Origin of the sequence: Flavobacterium sp., from assembly GCF_044349645.1 — a bacterium.
Classification (GTDB): Bacteria; Bacteroidota; Bacteroidia; order Flavobacteriales; family Flavobacteriaceae; genus Flavobacterium.
Genome location: NZ_JBIKQP010000005.1, coordinates 45,197 through 63,858, shown reverse-complemented (window position 1 = coordinate 63,858; position 18,662 = coordinate 45,197). Strand labels below are relative to the sequence as shown.

The window sequence follows — 18,662 nt, the reverse complement described above, 5'->3', positions numbered from 1 at the left end:
ATTATAATAGGTAATTTAATATGCAATTTAGCTTCCAAATTTAACAAAAAATTTTAAAAAATAACTTTTAATTGGATTTTTAACTAATGATTTTTAAAATTTATTAATTAAAAGTCAGTAAATCTGGATTTTTCATGCAAATAAATTAGCTTTGCATTATATATTTTGATATGCTAGAGAAAGAAACTAAAAAGATCGAAAAAACAGTAATAGTTGGTATTATAACTCAGAAACAGGACGAAGAAAAATTAAATGAGTACCTTGATGAGTTGGCTTTTTTAACCTATACAGCTGGAGGGGAAGTCGTTAAAAGATTTTCACAAAAAATGGAGCGCCCCAATCCAAAAACTTTTGTTGGAACTGGAAAAATTGATGAAATAAACCATTTTGTAATCGAAAATGATATTTCTACAGTGATTTTCGACGATGAACTTTCTCCATCTCAACAAAAAAATATTTCTAGAATAATAGCATGCAAAATTCTTGATCGAACTCACCTTATTTTAGACATATTTGCCCAAAGAGCAGAAACTTCTTATGCAAGAACTCAAGTTGAATTAGCACAATGCCAATACTTACTTCCAAGATTATCAGGAATGTGGACGCACTTAGAACGTCAAAAAGGAGGAATCGGAATGCGTGGCCCAGGTGAAACCGAAATTGAAACTGACCGCCGAATTGTTCGAGATAGAATTGCTTTACTGAAAGAAAAAATAAAAACTATCGACAAGCAAATGGGGGTTCAAAGAAGTAATCGTGGTGCCATGGTTCGTGTAGCATTAGTTGGTTATACCAATGTCGGTAAGTCAACTTTAATGAACGTGGTAGGAAAAAGTGATGTCTTTGTAGAAAATAAATTGTTTGCAACTTTAGATACAACAGTGAGAAAAGTGGTTATTAAAAACTTGCCTTTCCTGCTATCTGATACTGTTGGATTTATTCGAAAACTTCCAACGCAATTGGTAGATTCGTTTAAAAGCACACTTGATGAAGTTCGTGAAGCCGACTTACTTTTACATGTAGTAGATATTTCTCATCCTGATTTTGAAGATCATATTGAGTCGGTAAATCAAACATTGGCAGACATAAAAAGCAATAATAAAACAACCTTAATGGTGTTTAATAAAATTGACGCTTTCAAACATTTAACCATTGATGAGGACGATTTAATTACCGAAAAAACTAGAAAACATTACACTTTAGAAGAATGGAAAACCACCTGGATGAACAATGTAGGTAGGGAAAAAGCGATTTTTATTTCGGCAACCAATAAAGAAAATTTTGAAGAATTTAGAGAACGTGTTTATGAAGCAGTTCGAGAAATTCACATTTCAAGATTCCCTTACAATAAATTTCTATATCCTGATTTTAAAGACGCAATCGAAAAAGAAGAAGACTAATTAGTTCTTTTTCTTGTATAATGGAACTGCCGAACAAGCTTCGCCATACATTATGCTTTTTGCGAAAGTTTGTAAATATTGAGCTGCGGCTACATAAGCACTATTTGGAACTGGCTTTTTAGAACATCCTTTTATAATTACCGACTTGTTTTCATATTTGGAGTAATCAAATTTTGAAAGAATTTCTTGGTATAATAAAGTGTCTAAATCTTCTAAATTCCCATCAACAATTTTTTTTGCAAATGGCGCTAAATGAATGGTAACCAAAACTTTAGCCCAAGCAGGAAGAATAGCATCGGTACTACAAAAAACAGCAACAAAATGATCTTGATATTTTGTCCAATCGTGTTGTATTAGATGCTCGCGAAAATCTTTTTCTTTCAAAATAAATCCATCTGAAAGCCATTGCGAAATATCGATTTGTGTACGAATACCATTCGGATAATAGTCCTCCAAATCAAAAACCTCTAGTGAACTATTGGCAACTTTATTTATGATTTCGTCCATATAATTACTTTAAATTGATTTTAAAGCATTCCTAATTCTAATTTTGCTTCCTCACTCATTAAATCTTTGCTCCATGGCGGATCAAATGTGATTTCAACTTCACAAGATTTTACCTCTTCAATTGTTTGCACTTTTTCTTCCACTTCACGAGGCAAAGATTCAGCAACTGGGCAGTTTGGCGAAGTTAATGTCATTAATATTTTAACTTCATTTTCTTCGTTAATCATCACATCGTAGATAAGTCCCAATTCGTAAATATCAACTGGGATTTCAGGGTCGTAAATGCCCTTTAATTTTTTTACTACGTTATCTCCTAAGTTGATTGTATCGTTAAATTCTTCCATATTATTTAATGTTATTTATATTTATACTATTCATAAGTAACTGATATTAATGTAATTGTATCTAGTAGAGATGTAATTTTATTAACTGCAAAATCATTATTTGAAAATATAATACGAGGAGTAATTTTATTACTATGTTTTTTATTTAATATAATTTCATTGGTGTTAATACCTTTTTTGTTTTCAAATGAATAAATGCCTACTGTCTTTTCATCATTTAAAAAAGTAATTTTATTCATTTTTGATTCAAACGTTTCTTCATAATTTACACTTGGGTAATTAGTATAGATTTTATTTTTTAAATAATCAACGATAACATTAAAACTAAAAGAAGAATAATAATCTTTAAAATATCTTTTTAAAATTGCGTTTGAAGCAGAATTTGCTCTTACATAAGATAATTTTGTTTTTTGCTCTATTTTATCATAATTCCCTTCTATCATATGGGTTGAATGATATATTATTCCACCTAATTTTCTATTGTCATCGGATCTTAGGCTTTTCAAGTTAACTAATCCAACAATTTTTGTAGAATCCTGTGGGTTTACTATTTTTGAAAATTTTAAATTCGGAAATTCCATTTTCAATAGTAATGTGTCGACATAAAGTTGATCATTTTCAATATAAAAATTTGATTTTTGCTCATAAACAAATTTTATTTTTGAATAGATTTCTGACGATGCTGTTTGAGGGAAAACAATATTGCAATATAAAAATAACACATATAAAAATATTGTTTTCATACTAAAAAACTTTAATTTTTTGACTCAAATGCCAAAGCATACATTTTAATATTTTTTATCATTGAAACCAAACCATTAGCTCTCGTTGGCGATAAGTGTTCTTTCAATCCGATTTCATCAATAAAACCCATGTCGGCAGCTAAAATATCTGCGGCTTTTTGATTGGAGAATGCTCGGATTAATATCGCAATAATTCCTTTGGTTAAAATTGCATCACTATCAGCGGTAAAAACAATTAAATCGTCATTTTGTTCTCCTTTTAACCAAACTTTAGATTGACATCCCTTGATAATATTATCGTCAGTTTTAAATTCAGCATTTATTAAAGGCAATTTTTTTCCTAACTCAATAATGTATTCGTAGCGCTCCATCCAATCGTCAAACATAGAAAATTCATCTACTATTTGGTCTTGTATTTCTGTAATTGTCATTCTTCAGGTTTAAATAATAAATTCACAATTTCAACTACTCTTTTTATTTGCATTGGTGGAAACCCATGATCAAAATCGGAAGTTTGATAAATTTTCCCTTTATAAATTATCTTTAAATTGGCTATTGCTGCTCCGTCATAAAATCGCTTTTCTGTTGGCGCTTTAAGATTCGATAAATTATCGAAATCTACTTTATTAATTTCATAACTTAAAGCAATCCAATCGGCATCAGAAACTTTTTGAACAATAGGATTTTCTTTACCATCTCTATCATTTGTTGAAGAAATGGTTGCGTTTTTTAATACCAATTTATTGTAAAAACCTCTTGTATTTGCTTCGTATTGAATTTCAATTTCTTTCATTTCAATACTGGTTCCAATAGCGCTTTTCTGGCTATTGCAACTTCCTAAAACAAATACTAATACTGATAATAAAGATACTATTCTCATTTAAAATGTATTTACGAAAGCATTAATTTAGCTCTTTTTAGGGCTTCAACAAAGATATCAATTTCTTCTTTAGTATTGTAAAATGCAAATGAGGCACGAATGGTTCCCGGAATATTGAAAAAATTCATAATCGGCTGAGCGCAATGATGGCCGGTTCGAACTGCGATTCCTAATTTGTCAATAATGGTTCCAATATCATACGGATGGATGCCCTCAATATTAAAAGAAATAACTGATGTTTTATCTTTTGAAGTGCCATAAATTTTCAAGCCTTCAATTTCTAATAATCGTTTTGTACCGTATTCTAACAATTCTTTTTCTTGAACTTGTATGTTATCAAAACCTACTTGATTCATATAATCTATAGCTGTTCCAAGTACAATTCCTCCAGCAATATTGGGTGTACCTGCTTCAAACTTATGTGGCAATTCGGCATAGGTAGTTTTCTCGAAAGTCACCTCTTTTATCATTTCCCCTCCCCCTTGATAAGGCGGTAATTTATTCAGCCAATCTTCTTTTCCATATAAAATTCCAGTTCCTGTTGGACCACAAATTTTATGCCCTGAAAACACATAAAAATCACAATCTAATTCTTGAACATCTGGTTTCAAATGGGGAACTGCTTGCGCCCCGTCGATTAAAATTACAGCTCCAAATTCGTGTGCTTTATCAATCATGTATTTTATTGGATTGAGGGTTCCCAAAGCGTTAGAAATATGGTTTACAGTTACAATTTTTGTTTCATTGGAAAGTAATTTGTCAAATTCTGAAAGGATCAATTCGCCATTTTCATCCATTGGAATCACTCGCAAAATAGCGCCTGTTTTTTCGCACAACATTTGCCAAGGAACAATATTTGAATGGTGTTCCAATGCCGAAACCAAAACCTCATCCCCCGGTTTCAAAAAGGACGCAAAACCATTAGCCACCAGATTAATTCCGTGCGTTGTTCCAGAAGTAAAAAGAACCTCATGAGCGAATTTTGCATTTATATGGTTTTGGATTTTCCCTCTTGAAGCTTCATAAGCATCTGTTGCTAGTTGACTTAATGTATGAACCCCACGGTGAATATTGGCATTAATTTCTTGATAATATTTTGAAATCGCATCAATCACAACCTGAGGTTTTTGCGAGGTTGCGCCATTGTCAAAATAGACTAATGGTTTCCCATTTACCTTTTGAGAAAGAATAGGAAAATCGGCACGAATAATATCAATATTAAAACTCATTTTATTTTTTTATTTAAGTCAAATGACATTAAAAAATTACAAGTCGAATCCCAATTTCACTCCTAATTTTGTAGCAATAATCTTTGTGATTCGTTGTTTCAATTCTGGAATTTTGATGCTCTCAATCACAGCATTTGAAAAGGCATACATCAATAATGCTTTGGCTTCTTTCTTTGGAATCCCACGTTGTTGCATATAAAACATTGCCGTTTCGTCCAATTGTCCAATCGTGCAACCATGCGAACATTTTACATCGTCTGCAAAAATTTCCAATTGTGGTTTGGCATTAATTGTGGCTTTATCACTCAATAAAATATTATTACTTTTTTGAAATGCGTTGGTTTTTTGAGCTTCCTTTTCTACATAAATCTTCCCATTAAAAACCCCTGTGGAACGATCTGAAAAAATCCCTTTATAATCTTGATGACTTTCACAATTTGGTGAAGAGTGTTGTACCAAAGTATAATGATCCACGTGTTGCTTATCGCCAATAATCGTGATCCCATTTAAATTACTAACAATTCGTTCTCCGAAATGATAGAAATTCAAATTGTTTCTGGTTAGGTTTCCACCAAATGAAAACGTATTTACAGAAACATTGGTTTCTTGTTTTTGAGAAACATAGGTATTGTCAATTAGATTGGCCTCCAAATTATCATTTTGGATTTTATAGTAATCTACGATAGCTCTTTTTTGTGCGAAAATCTCGGTCACCGAATTCGTTAATACGGGATTTTCATTCAAACTTTGATGTCTTTCAATTATTTGAACATGAGAATTTTCTCCAACCACAACCAAATTTCTTGGTTGAACCAAAAGTGCTGCTTCGCTTCCTGTGGAGAAATACATGATTTCAATTGGCTTGTCAACGACTTTACTTTTTGGAATATTGATATACGCGCCTTCATTGGCGAAAGCCGTATTTAAAGAAGTCAACGTTTCGTCTAAATTGGCAATTTTGTTGAAATAATTATCAATTACCATTTTGTATTTCGGCTTATTTAAAGCAGATGACATCAAGCAAACGTCAATTCCGTCGTGGGTTGTAGAAGATAAAAACGAACTAAATACGCCATCAATAAATACTACTTTATAAGTGTCAATTTCGTGAATGAAATATTTTTTTACATCGGCAAACTCAATATTATTTTCGTTTTTTGGAAAAACAGAAAAATCATTTTTCAAAACCGAATTCAAAGACGTGTATTTCCAAGCTTCCTCTTTTTTTGTAGGGAAACCTTTATTTTCAAAGTTTTTTATTGCCGAAGTTCGAACTTCATGTAAATCTGAATTCACATCAATTCGCTCTTCAAATGCCATAAAAGACGATACTAATTTTTCTTTTAATTCCATTTTAGTTTTGCGCTTTAATCCAATCGTAACCTTTTTCTTCTAATTCTAATGCCAATGAAGCATCGCCAGATTTCACGATTTTTCCATTGTATAAAACATGAACAAAATCAGGTACAATATAATCTAAAAGTCTTTGGTAATGCGTGATTACGATGATAGCATTCTTATCGCTTTTCAGTTTATTTACTCCGTTGGCAACAATACGAAGCGCGTCAATATCCAATCCTGAATCTGTTTCGTCAAGTATCGCCAATTTAGGATCTAACATGGCCATTTGGAAAATCTCATTTCTCTTTTTCTCTCCCCCAGAAAATCCTTCGTTTAAAGAACGAGACAAAAATTTTCGATCTATTTCCAGTAATTCCGATTTTTCACGAATCACTTTTAGCATTTCATTAGCGGGCATTTCCTCTAAATTATTTGCTTTTCTAGTTTCATTAATTGATGTTCTAATGAAATTGGTTACTGAAACTCCAGGGATTTCAACAGGATATTGAAAAGACAAGAAAACGCCTTTATGAGCTCTTTCTTCAGGAGCTAAATCCGCTATATCTTCGCCTTCTAAAAAGATTTCTCCTTCGGTAACTTCATAGTTTTCATTTCCTGCAATAATTGCCGAAAGTGTACTTTTACCAGCTCCGTTTGGACCCATTATTGCATGGATTTCTCCCGCTTTCACTTCAAGGTTTATTCCTTTTAATATTTCTTTATCACCTATTGATGCGTGTAAATTTTTTATTGATAACATTTTCTAATGTGTTTTTATACTTTATTAATTATTACCCAACACTTCCTTCTAAACTAATCTCTAACAACTTCTGCGCTTCAACTGCAAATTCCATTGGCAACTTATTCAAAACGTCTTTACTGAAACCATTTACAATTAATGCTATGGCTTTTTCGGTTGGAATTCCGCGTTGGTTGCAATAAAAAACTTGGTCTTCGCCAATTTTACTGGTCGTTGCTTCATGCTCTACTTTTGCAGAGGTATTTTTACTTTCGATATAAGGAAATGTGTGTGCTCCGCAATTATTACCCATTAATAACGAATCGCATTGCGAGAAATTTCTAGCATTTTCAGCTCCTGGGCCAATTTTTACTAAACCTCTGTAACTATTTTGTGATTTTCCAGCAGATATCCCTTTTGATATAATTGTTGATTTAGTGTTTTTACCAATATGAATCATTTTCGTTCCTGTATCGGCTTGTTGGAAATTATTGGTTACTGCTATCGAATAAAATTCACCAACAGAACTATCCCCTTTTAGAACCACCGAAGGATATTTCCAAGTTACTGCAGATCCTGTTTCAACTTGAGTCCAAGATATTTTTGCGTTTTTCTCGCAGATTCCTCTTTTAGTTACAAAATTGAAAACTCCACCTTTTCCTTCTTTATTCCCTGGATACCAGTTTTGAACGGTAGAATATTTTATTTCAGCATCTTCCAAGGCAATTAATTCTACAACCGCTGCGTGCAATTGGTTTTCATCACGACTTGGTGCTGTACATCCTTCTAAATAAGATACGTAACTACCTTCGTCAGCTATTAAAAGTGTTCTTTCGAATTGCCCCGTTCCCGCTTGATTGATTCTGAAATAGGTTGAAAGTTCCATTGGACATTTTACACCCTTTGGAATATAACAAAACGATCCATCTGAGAAAACAGCTGAGTTTAAAGCCGCATAAAAGTTGTCTTTTTGAGGCACAACGGTCCCTAGATATTTTTGAACTAATTCTGGATATTCTCGAATTGCTTCAGAAATACTCATGAAAATAATTCCTTTTTCAGCCAATGTTTTCTTGAATGTAGTTGCAACAGAAACAGAATCAACCACAATATCCATGGCTACATTGTTCAACTTTTTTTGTTCATCGATAGAAATTCCTAACTTTTTATACATTTCCAAAAGTTCAGGATCTACATCGTCTAATGTTTTATTAGGATCGACTGCTTTTGGAGCAGAATAATAAGAAATAGCTTGAAAATCGGGTTTTGGATAATTTACATTTGCCCATTCTGGTTCGATCATTTCTTGCCAAGCACGAAAGGCTTCAATACGCCAGTTGGTCATCCATTCTGGCTCCTCTTTTTTCAAAGAAATGGCGCGAACAATGTCTTCATTTAAACCAATTGGGAAAGTCTCCGATTTTAAATCGGTGTAAAATCCGTACTCGTATTCCTTGGTTTCGAGCTCGATTTTTAAATCGTCTTCGGTATATTTACTCATTTAATTTAATATTTATAGCGAGAAAGATTCCCCACAACCACAAGTTCTACTTGCGTTTGGATTATTAAATACAAATCCTTTGCCGTTTAATCCGCCTGAAAATTCTAAAATAGTTCCTGCTAAATACAAAAACGATTTTTTTTCAACTGCAATTCGAACGTTATTTAATTCAAAAACTTTGTCGGTTTCTCCAATTTCTTTATCAAATTTTAATTCATATGATAATCCTGAGCAACCGCCACTTTTAACGCCAACACGAACATAATCAACGGCTGCGTCAAAACCGTCGTCTTTCATCATGTCGACAATTTTTTTACTCGCTGTATCTGAAACTTGTATCATTTTATTGATTTATTTTGAAAATTAAACCCTAGGAAAATTCCTTATTTTGATTTTGTCTAAATAAAGGGCAAAGATATTACAATAAAATGTTTTTCTCCAATTACTTCAATACTTTTTAACGAATTATTAAATATAAAAATAGAATTTCATCGGAATAAAGCCATTGATATTTCATAAATTGCAACACAAATTAAATTAAAGATCATAAATCATGAAATTATATCCCATTGAAGCTGGAAATTTTAAGTTGGATGGCGGCGCTATGTTTGGCGTTGTCCCAAAAACCATTTGGAATAAAACCAATCCTGCCGATGAAAATAACCTAATTGATATTGCCGCAAGGTGTTTATTAATTGAGGAAGGCAATCGCTTAATTTTGATTGATACTGGAATGGGAAACAAGCAATCGGAGAAGTTTTTTAGCTATTATTCCCTTTGGGGAACGCATTCTATTGATAAATCTTTGGCAAAATATGGATTTCACCGAGAGGATATTACCGATGTTTTCATGACGCACTTGCATTTCGATCATTGTGGTGGAAGTGTGAATTGGAATTCCGGCAAAACGGGTTATGAAATTGCATTTAAAAATGCAAAATACTGGACTAATGAAAACCATTGGGAATGGGCTACAAAGCCAAATTCTAGGGAAAAAGCTTCGTTTTTGCATGAAAATATCATCCCTATTCAAGAAAGCGGTCATTTGAATTTTATTCAAAAACCAAACAGTGATTTTCTAGAAAATTCTGAACTTGGATTTGGCATTTTCTTTGCCGATGGTCATACTGAAAAACAGATGATTCCGCACATAAAATTCCAGGATAAAACGATTGTTTTTTGCGCTGATTTATTGGCTACAGCCGGGCACATTCCGATTCCATATGTAATGGGATACGACACAAGACCGCTGTTAACATTGGACGAAAAGGCGAAATTTATGAATGCTGCAGCTGAGAATAATTATTATTTATTCTTGGAACACGATGCTCACAATGAAATAATAACAGTCGAAAAAACCGAAAAGGGGGTTCGATTAAAAGAAGTATTTTCTTGTAATGACATCTTAAAATAGTGTTAATCAATATCGTAAATTTGAATATCTTAAAGTATTTTTGAATCATAATTTTAACAAAACCAACATGAAATTAATTAAATTAACTTATTTATCGCTAATTGCCGCATTAACCTTGTCGTTTTCAGCAAATGCACAATCGACGGAAAAAGTTGCTGTAGCAAAAAAAGGAGCTTTAACTGAAAATGAACTAAAAAGATGGAGCCATCTGGATTTAGTGAAAGACAGTATTCCTGGAATGAGCGTTGACAAAGTATATTCTGAATTATTAAAAGGAAAAAATTCAACTCCAGTTATTGTTGGAATTGTGGATTCTGGAGTAGATATTGAACACGAAGATTTAAAATCGGTGATTTGGACTAACAAAAAAGAAATCCCAGGTAATAAAATTGATGACGATAAAAATGGTTATGTGGATGATATTTATGGATGGAATTTTTTAGGAAATATTACCAAAGAAAATTACGAATACGAGAGAATTATCAATAACAAAAAATTAGTTGATGAAGCTACTTATTTAAAAGCAAAAGCAATTAATGACGGGAAAATTGAAGAGGCAAATCAAACGAAATTTCAAATTGAACTTGCATTAAATGGAACTAAAAAAGCAGATGAAACATTAACAAAATTATTAGGAAAACCAACCTATACTGCTGAAGAATTAGATAAAATTGAGTCTAACGATCAAGAAGTACTTCAAAGTGTAGCTATAATGAAACAAATGCTTGCTTATGGATTAAGTGTAGCCGATTTGAAAAAAGAAATTGAAAAAGAACTAGAATCTTACATTAAAATTCAAAGCGGTGAAAATTTGAAAACCAATTATAGAAAAATATTAGGTGACGATCCTGATAATATTAAAGACACGAAATACGGTGACAATAATGTTATGGGGCCAGACAAAGAAGAAATTCTTCACGGAACGCACGTTGCCGGAATTGTAGCTCAAGTGAGAAATAACAAATTTGGTGGTGACGGAATTGCAAATAATGTTCAAATTCTTACTGTTCGTGCAGTTCCTGATGGAGATGAATATGATAAAGATATTGCACTAGGAATTCGTTATGCGGTTGATAACGGTGCTAAAGTGATTAACGGAAGTTTCGGAAAAGCATTTTCTCCTCATAAACAATGGGTTTACGATGCAATTAAATATGCAGAATCTAAAGATGTACTTATAGTTCACGCAGCTGGAAACGATGCAAAAGATATCGATAAAGAAGATAATTTTCCAAATGATTCTGACGATAAAGTAAACGAGTTTGCAGACAATATGATTACGGTTGGCGCTTTAAACTATGAATATGGTACAAATGTAGTTGCCGATTTTTCTAATTACGGAAAACTAAATGTAGATGTATTTGCTCCAGGGGTTAAAATTTATGCTTCAACGCCAAATAATACTTACCAATTTTTACAAGGTACTTCAATGGCAGCGCCTAATGTTGCTGGAGTAGCAGCTTTAATTCGTTCTTATTATCCAACGTTAACTGCTAAACAAGTAAAACACATTTTAATGGAATCTGGAACAGCAATTACAACAAGTGTAGCCGTTGGAGGAGATCCAGAAAAAAGCCGCCTATTTTCTGAATTATCAAAATCAGGAAGAATGGTAAACGCATATAATGCAATGGTTATGGCTGAAAAATTAGCTAAAAAACCAGCTCCAGTAAAAATTAAAGGATAAAAAATAATCCAACTTATCAATAAGCTTGCAGGGATTTTATATATTTCGGCAAGCTTATTTTTTAATATTAATATCATTAGTCCCTTATGAAAAAATTCTTTGTGCTTTCCCTAATTATTATGAATATTGGGAATATCGTTTCTCAAAATACTAACTATTGGCAACAAAAAGTAGATTACAAAATGGAAGTTTCCATGGATGTAAAAACCTATTTTTACAAAGGGAAGCAAGAATTAGTTTACACCAATAATTCAAATGATACGTTAAAAAAAGTATATTATCATTTGTACAATAACGCTTTTCAGCCAAGCAGCGAAATGGATATGAGATTGCAAAACATCAAAGATCCCGATGCTAGAATGGTAACCAAGGTTAAAGTGGGTGACAAAGAAGTAAAAGAAAGCAGGATAAAAAGCTTAAAACCAAATGAAATTGGATTTTTACATGTTTCTAATTTTAAACAAGATGGTGTTGCTGCTGTTGCAAAAGAAGTCGAAACAATTCTAGAAGTAACATTGGCGAAAGCCTTATTGCCTGGAGAAAAAACAACATTTTCATTAGATTTTGAAGGACAAGTGCCAGTTCAAATACGTCGTTCAGGTCGAAATAATAAAGAAGGTGTTGAACTTTCAATGGCACAATGGTATCCAAAAATTGCAGAATTTGATTTTGAAGGATGGCATGCAGACCCTTACATTGCTAGAGAATTTCACGGAGTTTGGGGAAATTTTGATGTAAAAATCACTATTGATAAGAACTATGTTTTAGGAGGTTCTGGGTATTTACAACACAAAAACGAAATTGGTCACGGCTATCAAGATGCAGGAATAAATGTGGTTTACCCAAAGAAAACAAAAACCCTAACTTGGCATTTTATAGCGCCAAATGTGCACGATTTTACTTGGGCGGCTGACAAAAATTATCTTCACGACATCGCTCAAGTTCCCGGTGGAGCGACTTTACATTTTTTGTATAAAAACAATCCTAAAATTATTGAAAACTGGAAAAAAGTGCAATCAAAAACGGTTGAATTAATGCAGTTTTATAATGCTACAGTTGGTGAATATCCTTATGAACAATATTCAGTAATTCAAGGAGGCGATGGCGGAATGGAATATGCAATGTGTACTTTAATTTTGGGTGAAGGCACGTATGACGGACTTCTTGGTGTTATTGCACATGAAATGGGTCACTCGTGGTTCCAACACATATTGGCTTCCAATGAAAGCAAACACGGATGGATGGACGAAGGATTTACTTCATTTATAGAAGATTTAGGAATGAACGAATTGGCTGAAAAGAAATCGGAAAACCCATTTGAAGGAAGCTATAAAAGCTATATAAACATGGCCAATTCTGGTAAGGAACAACCGCAAGGAACTCATGCTGATCGATATGATGAAAACAGAGTTTACAGCATTACCTCCTACAGTAAAGGCGAAGTTTTCTTGGCACAACTTCATTACCTCATTGGAAAGGAAAATTTATACAAAACATTGAAGCGTTATTATTCCGAATTCAAGTTCAAACATCCTACACCAAATGACATTAAAAGAACGGCAGAACGAGTTTCGGGCGCAGAATTGGATTGGTATTTGACCGATTGGACGCTTACAACAAATACCATTGATTACGGAATAAAATCAGTGAATGAAGAAGGTGATAAAACTATAATTAATTTGGAAAGAATAGGTAGAATGCCAATGCCAATAGACCTTGAGGTAGAATATTTAGATGGATCAAAAGAAACTTTTTATGTGCCATTACGTATGATGAGTTTTGTAAAAGACAATCCAAATCCCTCAATGAAAAGAACGATTTTGAACGATTGGGCTTGGGGAAATCCAAACTATCAATTTAAGATTCCAACTACTAAAGCCAGTATTAAAAAAATCACAATTGACCCAAGTGGCTTTATGGCTGATGTCAAAAAAGACAACAACGTTTATGAATTGAAATAAAAATATCCCTATTTGTTTAGCATTTTATATCTTTGATTTCAAATAACCAACATGCAACTATCTTCAAACAAAAAAATCTACTTTGCATCCGACCAACATTTTGGCGCGCCAACTGCGGAATTGAGTTTTCCTAGAGAACAAAAATTTGTGGCTTGGCTAGACGAAATTAAAGTGGATGCGGAAGCTTTATTTTTATTAGGAGATTTATTCGATTTTTGGTTTGAATATAAAACCGTTGTCCCTAAAGGGTTTGTTCGAGTTTTAGGTAAACTTGCTGAAATTCGCGACAGCGGAATCCCAATCTATTTTTTTGTTGGAAACCATGATTTATGGATGAGCGATTACTTTGAAAAAGAGCTTAATATCCCTGTTTACCGCGATAATAAAGAATTTACTTTTAACAATAAAACTTTCCTAATTGGACATGGAGACGGAAAAGGACCTGGCGATAAAGGTTACAAAAGAATGAAACGCGTTTTTACCAATTCCTTCTCGAAAGCACTATTTCGATGGATTCATCCTGATATTGGTATAAAATTGGGTCAATATTTATCGGTAAAAAACAAACTGATTTCTGGTGATGAAGATGTAAAATTTTTAGGAGAGGAAAACGAATGGTTGGTGCTTTACGCAAAAAGAAAATTAGAAACAAAACACTACAATTATTTGGTTTTTGGCCATCGTCATTTACCTATGAAAATTAACGTTGGTGAAAACTCCGAATACGTAAATTTAGGGGATTGGATAAGTTATTTTACCTACGGCGTTTTCGATGGGGAAAATTTTGAAATTAAGAAATTTGAAACCAAATAAACTAAAGAAAATATAGGAACTGCTGTTAACAACCATCCTCCAAAACCACAAAGCAACTCCAAAGAAAGATCGGAAAGGGTCCCAAAAAAACGCTCCTGAAATGAAGCAATAATTTCCTGAACGGAATGATTGGATTGCGGGACTGAAAAAATAAATTCTCCTATATTTATAAAAGGAATAATCATTATAATTTGTATAGGCCACATCATGTAGCTTATGGCAATCATTATTGGTAAATTTAGTTTTCTTTTTAAAGAAAGCGCCGTTAATAAAATAGTAGTTACTCCAAGAATTGGAATAATTGAGATTAATACCGAAACGAGAATACTTTGCATTAATTGAATTGGGGTTAGACCTTGTTTAAAAAGCGCAACTGTTTTTGATTTTATAGCGCGAAAATTCCAATTACTGCTCGTTTTCATCGATGTCTTTTTGCAAGTCTAATTTTCTAAATGTTGGGGAAGCAAAGCCGGTAAAAACAACAATAATTAACGTCATTGTACCGCCAAAAACTACCGAAGTTACTGTTCCCATTAGCTTCGCGGTCAATCCGCTTTCAAAGGCGCCAAGTTCGTTGGAAGAACCCACGAAAATTGAATTCACGGCCGAAACTCGTCCTCGCATGTGATCGGGAGTTTTCAGTTGCAAGATAGTTTGTCGAATTACCACAGAAATTCCATCTACTACACCACTTAAAAATAATGCTATTACTGATAACCAAAATAACGTTGAAATTCCAAAAACGATAATACATATTCCAAAGGCAAAAATGGAAAATAACAACTTCATACCAGCGTTTTTATTCAATGGAACATATGCAGAAATAAACATCGTAACAAAGGCCCCTAACGCAGGTGCTGCTCGCAAAACTCCAAATCCTTCGGGTCCTACTTTCAAAATATCTTGAGCGTAAATTGGTAATAATGCAACTGCACCACCAAATAAAACGGCAACCATGTCTAATGATATGGCGCCTAAAATGGTTTTGTTGTTATAAACAAATTTCACTCCTTCTTTCAAACTTTGCATTATGGGTTCGCCAATTTTTGGATTTAAAATTGGCTTTGTGCTTATTTGACTTAATGTAATTAAAGCTAAAAAGGAACACGCTAAAACGGATAACATCGATCCGGAAACACCAATTATAGTTATAGAAAATCCAGCAACTGCTGGCCCTAAAACGGAACTTATTTGCCATACTGAGCTACTCCAAGTCGCAGCATTTGGATAAAGATTTTTTGGGACAATTAATGAAAGTAACGAGAAAATAGTAGGCCCTAAAAATGCTCGAACTATTCCGCCAAGAAACACTAAAAAGTATATGGAATATAAAATTGTTTTGCCCGATAAATTGCCTCTAAATGGTTCCCATGTCAATAAAAACAAACCCAAACTAATAATTAAAAACCCAATTATGCACTTCAATAGCAAACCTTTTTTTTCATTCTGGTCGACAAAATGACCGGCAAATAAAGCCATCAAAATAGCAGGAACGACTTCCATTAATCCTACAATTCCAAGCGAAAGAGCGCTTTTCGTCAAACTATAAACTTCCCACTCGATTACAATAAATTGCATTGACCAGGAAAAAACCATAATAAAACGAAGTAACAAGAAAATATTAAATTCTCTTATTCTCAACGCAGCATAAGGATCGTTTTTTGCCATTTTTTATACGTTGCTTTTTATATCTCTCAATCGTAGTTGAATTGAAACGGCGCCATTCCACTCGTTTTCATCTATGCAATAAGCTGCATCGAAAGGCTTTTTATTGGTAACTAAATTTAATTTATTTCCCATCCCGAAACCAATTGCGGCAATTCCTTGAGAATTATTTTGCTTTACAAATAGTTTCAAATGCGATTGATCGGCTCCCATTAATTTAGGAAAACCAGTGTCATAAATATTTTTAGACATAAAAATAGGTGTCATATTCAAAGGTCCAAAAGGTTGAAATTGATTGATAATTCGGAGAAATTTTGGAGTAATTTGAGGAAAATCAATTTCTAAATCGATCGAAATTTCTGGTAATAATAATTCTGGATCAATGGTTTCGGAAACTACTTTTTCAAATGCTTGTTTGAAAGCAATGTAGTTTTCTTCCTTTAATGTCAATCCTGCCGCATACATATGACCTCCAAATTGTTCCAAATGTTCTGCACAGGCTTCCAAGGCATTGTATACATCAAATCCTTTTACAGAACGTGCCGATGCGGCTAATTTATCTCCGCTTTTGGTGAAAACCAATGTTGGGCGATAATAGGTTTCCATTAATCTTGACGCCACAATACCTATAACTCCTTTATGCCAATTTTCTTGATAAACTACGGTGGTAAAACCCTCGGTTTCGTTATTTTGTTCTATTTGCGAAAGCGCTTCAATGGTAATTTGTTTGTCTAATTCTTTTCGGTCAGTGTTGTTTTTTTCTATTTCAAAAGCAAACTGTTGAGCTTGCTCAAAATCAAATTCTGATAATAATTCTACTGCATGATTTCCGTGTTTGATTCTCCCGGCTGCATTAATTCTAGGCGCGATTATAAACACAACATCTGTAATATCGAGCACTTGTTTTTTTATTTGATAGGTAAGCGCTTTTATTCCTGGCCTTGGATCTGAGTTTATTACTTGCAGTCCAAAATACGCCAGTACTCTGTTTTCACCTGTCATTGGAACAATATCGGCTGCAATTGCGGTAGCCACTAAATCAAGATATTCCGTTAAATCTTCAATGGTTTGATTTCTATTTTTTCCTAACGCTTGAATCAATTTGAAACCAATTCCACAGCCACACAATTCATCGTAAGGATAATTACAATCGTCTCTTTTTGGGTCTAAAACAGCTACTGCATCAGGCAAAATTTCTCCTGGTCGGTGGTGATCGCAAATAATAAAGTCAATGTTTCGCTCTTTGGCATAAGCCACATGATCTATAGATTTTATTCCGCAATCCAGAGCAATGATTAAAGAAAAAGCATTGTCGTCTGCGTAATCAATTCCTTTATAAGAAATTCCGTAACCTTCGTCGTAACGATCTGGAATATAAGTAGCTACATCTGTATAATAGGATTTTAAATACGATGAAACCAATGAAACTGCGGTAGTTCCATCGACATCATAATCACCAAAAACGAGAATTTTTTCTTCGTTGGCTATAGCCAATTCAATTCTTGTAACCGCTTTATCCATGTCTTTCATAAGATACGGATCGTGCAGATGTTCTAAACTAGGACGGAAAAAATCTTTCGCTGCGTCAAAAGTTTCGATGCCACGTTGCACCAAAAGAGTTGCTACATAATCTTCAACATTTAGTGCCTTGGCGAGTTCGGTAACTTTCTGGGGATCGGGTTTTGATTTTATTTTCCAGCGCATATTTATATTTTGAATGGGTTAAATATCTAATTTACTTCGTTGATTTTCCACCAACTACAACTACAATTTCCCCTTTTGGAGGTTTATTTTCAAAGTGAGTGAGGACTTCTCGAACAGTTCCACGAACATTTTCTTCGTGTAATTTTGACAATTCTCGAGAAACACAAATTGGGCGGTCTTCACCAAAATACGTAATAAACTCGGTTAAGGTTTTAACAAATTTATGTGGAGAAACGTATAAAATCATTGTGCGCGTTTCTTCGGCTAAAGCCAAATATCGTGTTTGTTTTCCTTTTTTGTCAGGCAAAAATCCTTCAAAAACAAATTTATCATTAGGCAATCCACTGTTGACTAATGCGGGCACAAATGCAGTTGCTCCAGGTAAACATTCTACGGTAATTCCGTTTTCTACACAAGCGCGCGTTAATAAAAATCCAGGGTCTGAAATTGCTGGGGTTCCAGCGTCAGAAATCAATGCCATCGTGTCGCCCGCTTTCAATCTTGAAATTAAATTCTCAATTGTTTTGTGCTCGTTGTGCATGTGATGACTGTGCATGTGGGTGCCAATTTCAAAATGTTTCAGCAATTTTCCGCTAGTTCGAGTATCTTCAGCCAAAATTAAATCGACTTCTTTCAGCACTCGAATGGCACGAAAAGTCATGTCTTCCAAATTTCCAATAGGCGTGGGAACGATATATAATTTCGACATAAAAATAAATTAAATTCAAACGGTA

The 18,662-nt window shown here is 33.6% G+C and carries 19 protein-coding genes; 5 read left to right on the top strand and 14 right to left on the bottom strand.

Annotated elements, in window-relative coordinates:
* Positions 1 to 170 precede the first annotated feature (170 nt).
* Positions 171 to 1,400 carry a GTPase HflX gene (hflX, locus tag AC9UFV_RS02115; protein WP_509572285.1) on the top strand — a complete coding sequence of 410 codons (1,230 nt, stop codon included), beginning with the start codon at positions 171 to 173 and terminating at the stop codon, positions 1,398 to 1,400.
* Here the strand turns inward: hflX and AC9UFV_RS02110 are convergent, their stop codons facing one another.
* From AC9UFV_RS02110 to AC9UFV_RS02065, 10 genes are read right to left on the bottom strand one after another with little or no spacing between them, the layout of a single operon-like run.
* The gene (locus tag AC9UFV_RS02110; protein ID WP_509572283.1) at positions 1,401 to 1,907 is read right to left on the bottom strand and encodes a DUF2480 family protein; all 507 of its coding nucleotides are present in this window, start codon (positions 1,905 to 1,907) and stop codon (positions 1,401 to 1,403) included.
* A 20-nt stretch (positions 1,908 to 1,927) separates the two neighbouring features.
* The gene (locus AC9UFV_RS02105; protein ID WP_509572281.1) at positions 1,928 to 2,251 is read right to left on the bottom strand and encodes an SUF system Fe-S cluster assembly protein; all 324 of its coding nucleotides are present in this window, start codon (positions 2,249 to 2,251) and stop codon (positions 1,928 to 1,930) included.
* 26 nt (positions 2,252 to 2,277) lie between these two features.
* Positions 2,278 to 2,994: a hypothetical protein gene (locus AC9UFV_RS02100; RefSeq protein ID WP_509572279.1), complete on the bottom strand. Its 717-nt coding sequence runs from the start codon at positions 2,992 to 2,994 to the stop codon at positions 2,278 to 2,280.
* 11 nt (positions 2,995 to 3,005) lie between these two features.
* Positions 3,006 to 3,425, bottom strand: a complete 420-nt coding sequence (locus tag AC9UFV_RS02095) for a SufE family protein (RefSeq protein WP_509572277.1) — start codon at positions 3,423 to 3,425, stop codon at positions 3,006 to 3,008.
* Positions 3,422 to 3,874, bottom strand: a complete 453-nt coding sequence (locus AC9UFV_RS02090) for a hypothetical protein (RefSeq protein ID WP_509572275.1) — start codon at positions 3,872 to 3,874, stop codon at positions 3,422 to 3,424. Before AC9UFV_RS02090 ends, AC9UFV_RS02095 begins: the two co-directional genes overlap by 4 nt.
* 11 nt (positions 3,875 to 3,885) lie before the next feature.
* Positions 3,886 to 5,103 (bottom strand): aminotransferase class V-fold PLP-dependent enzyme, encoded by a 1,218-nt coding sequence (locus tag AC9UFV_RS02085; protein ID WP_509572273.1) that lies wholly within the window; start codon positions 5,101 to 5,103, stop codon positions 3,886 to 3,888.
* 36 nt (positions 5,104 to 5,139) lie between these two features.
* Complete coding sequence (gene sufD, locus AC9UFV_RS02080; protein ID WP_509572271.1) at positions 5,140 to 6,456, bottom strand: Fe-S cluster assembly protein SufD; 1,317 nt, start codon at positions 6,454 to 6,456, stop codon at positions 5,140 to 5,142.
* 1 nt (position 6,457) lies between these two features.
* Positions 6,458 to 7,204 (bottom strand): Fe-S cluster assembly ATPase SufC, encoded by a 747-nt coding sequence (gene sufC / locus AC9UFV_RS02075; protein ID WP_509572269.1) that lies wholly within the window; start codon positions 7,202 to 7,204, stop codon positions 6,458 to 6,460.
* Positions 7,205 to 7,235: 31 nt separating this feature from the next.
* Complete coding sequence (sufB, locus tag AC9UFV_RS02070; protein WP_509572268.1) at positions 7,236 to 8,684, bottom strand: Fe-S cluster assembly protein SufB; 1,449 nt, start codon at positions 8,682 to 8,684, stop codon at positions 7,236 to 7,238.
* A gap of 12 nt (positions 8,685 to 8,696) precedes the next feature.
* On the bottom strand, positions 8,697 to 9,026 hold the full coding sequence (locus AC9UFV_RS02065; protein ID WP_509572266.1) for a HesB/IscA family protein: 330 nt from the start codon (positions 9,024 to 9,026) through the stop codon (positions 8,697 to 8,699).
* Positions 9,027 to 9,237: 211 nt separating this feature from the next.
* On the opposite strand from AC9UFV_RS02065, the gene AC9UFV_RS02060 reads away from it, so the two are divergent.
* From AC9UFV_RS02060 to AC9UFV_RS02045, 4 genes are all read left to right on the top strand, one after another.
* Positions 9,238 to 10,098, top strand: coding sequence for an MBL fold metallo-hydrolase (locus AC9UFV_RS02060; RefSeq protein ID WP_509572264.1), 861 nt, complete (start codon positions 9,238 to 9,240; stop codon positions 10,096 to 10,098).
* Positions 10,099 to 10,165: 67 nt separating this feature from the next.
* Entirely contained in the window at positions 10,166 to 11,785 is a 1,620-nt protein-coding gene (locus AC9UFV_RS02055) for a S8 family peptidase (protein WP_509572262.1), read from the top strand.
* Between the two features lie 86 nt (positions 11,786 to 11,871).
* Positions 11,872 to 13,746, top strand: coding sequence for a M1 family metallopeptidase (locus AC9UFV_RS02050; RefSeq protein ID WP_509572260.1), 1,875 nt, complete (start codon positions 11,872 to 11,874; stop codon positions 13,744 to 13,746).
* A 51-nt stretch (positions 13,747 to 13,797) separates the two neighbouring features.
* Entirely contained in the window at positions 13,798 to 14,559 is a 762-nt protein-coding gene (locus tag AC9UFV_RS02045) for a UDP-2,3-diacylglucosamine diphosphatase (RefSeq protein WP_509572258.1), read from the top strand.
* Here the strand turns inward: AC9UFV_RS02045 and AC9UFV_RS02040 are convergent.
* The 4 genes from AC9UFV_RS02040 to rsmI are packed head-to-tail and all read right to left on the bottom strand — an operon-like array spanning position 14,505 to position 18,637.
* A complete protein-coding gene (locus AC9UFV_RS02040; RefSeq protein WP_509572256.1) occupies positions 14,505 to 14,981 on the bottom strand; it encodes a DUF2062 domain-containing protein in 477 nt (158 codons plus the stop codon). The genes AC9UFV_RS02045 and AC9UFV_RS02040 overlap by 55 nt on opposite strands.
* Positions 14,965 to 16,227 (bottom strand): MFS transporter, encoded by a 1,263-nt coding sequence (locus AC9UFV_RS02035; RefSeq protein WP_509572254.1) that lies wholly within the window; start codon positions 16,225 to 16,227, stop codon positions 14,965 to 14,967. Before AC9UFV_RS02035 ends, AC9UFV_RS02040 begins: the two co-directional genes overlap by 17 nt.
* A 3-nt stretch (positions 16,228 to 16,230) precedes the next feature.
* Positions 16,231 to 17,928, bottom strand: a complete 1,698-nt coding sequence (recJ, locus tag AC9UFV_RS02030; protein ID WP_509572252.1) for a single-stranded-DNA-specific exonuclease RecJ — start codon at positions 17,926 to 17,928, stop codon at positions 16,231 to 16,233.
* Positions 17,929 to 17,959: 31 nt separating this feature from the next.
* Positions 17,960 to 18,637: a 16S rRNA (cytidine(1402)-2'-O)-methyltransferase gene (gene rsmI, locus AC9UFV_RS02025; RefSeq protein WP_509572251.1), complete on the bottom strand. Its 678-nt coding sequence runs from the start codon at positions 18,635 to 18,637 to the stop codon at positions 17,960 to 17,962.
* Positions 18,638 to 18,662: the final 25 nt, after the last annotated feature.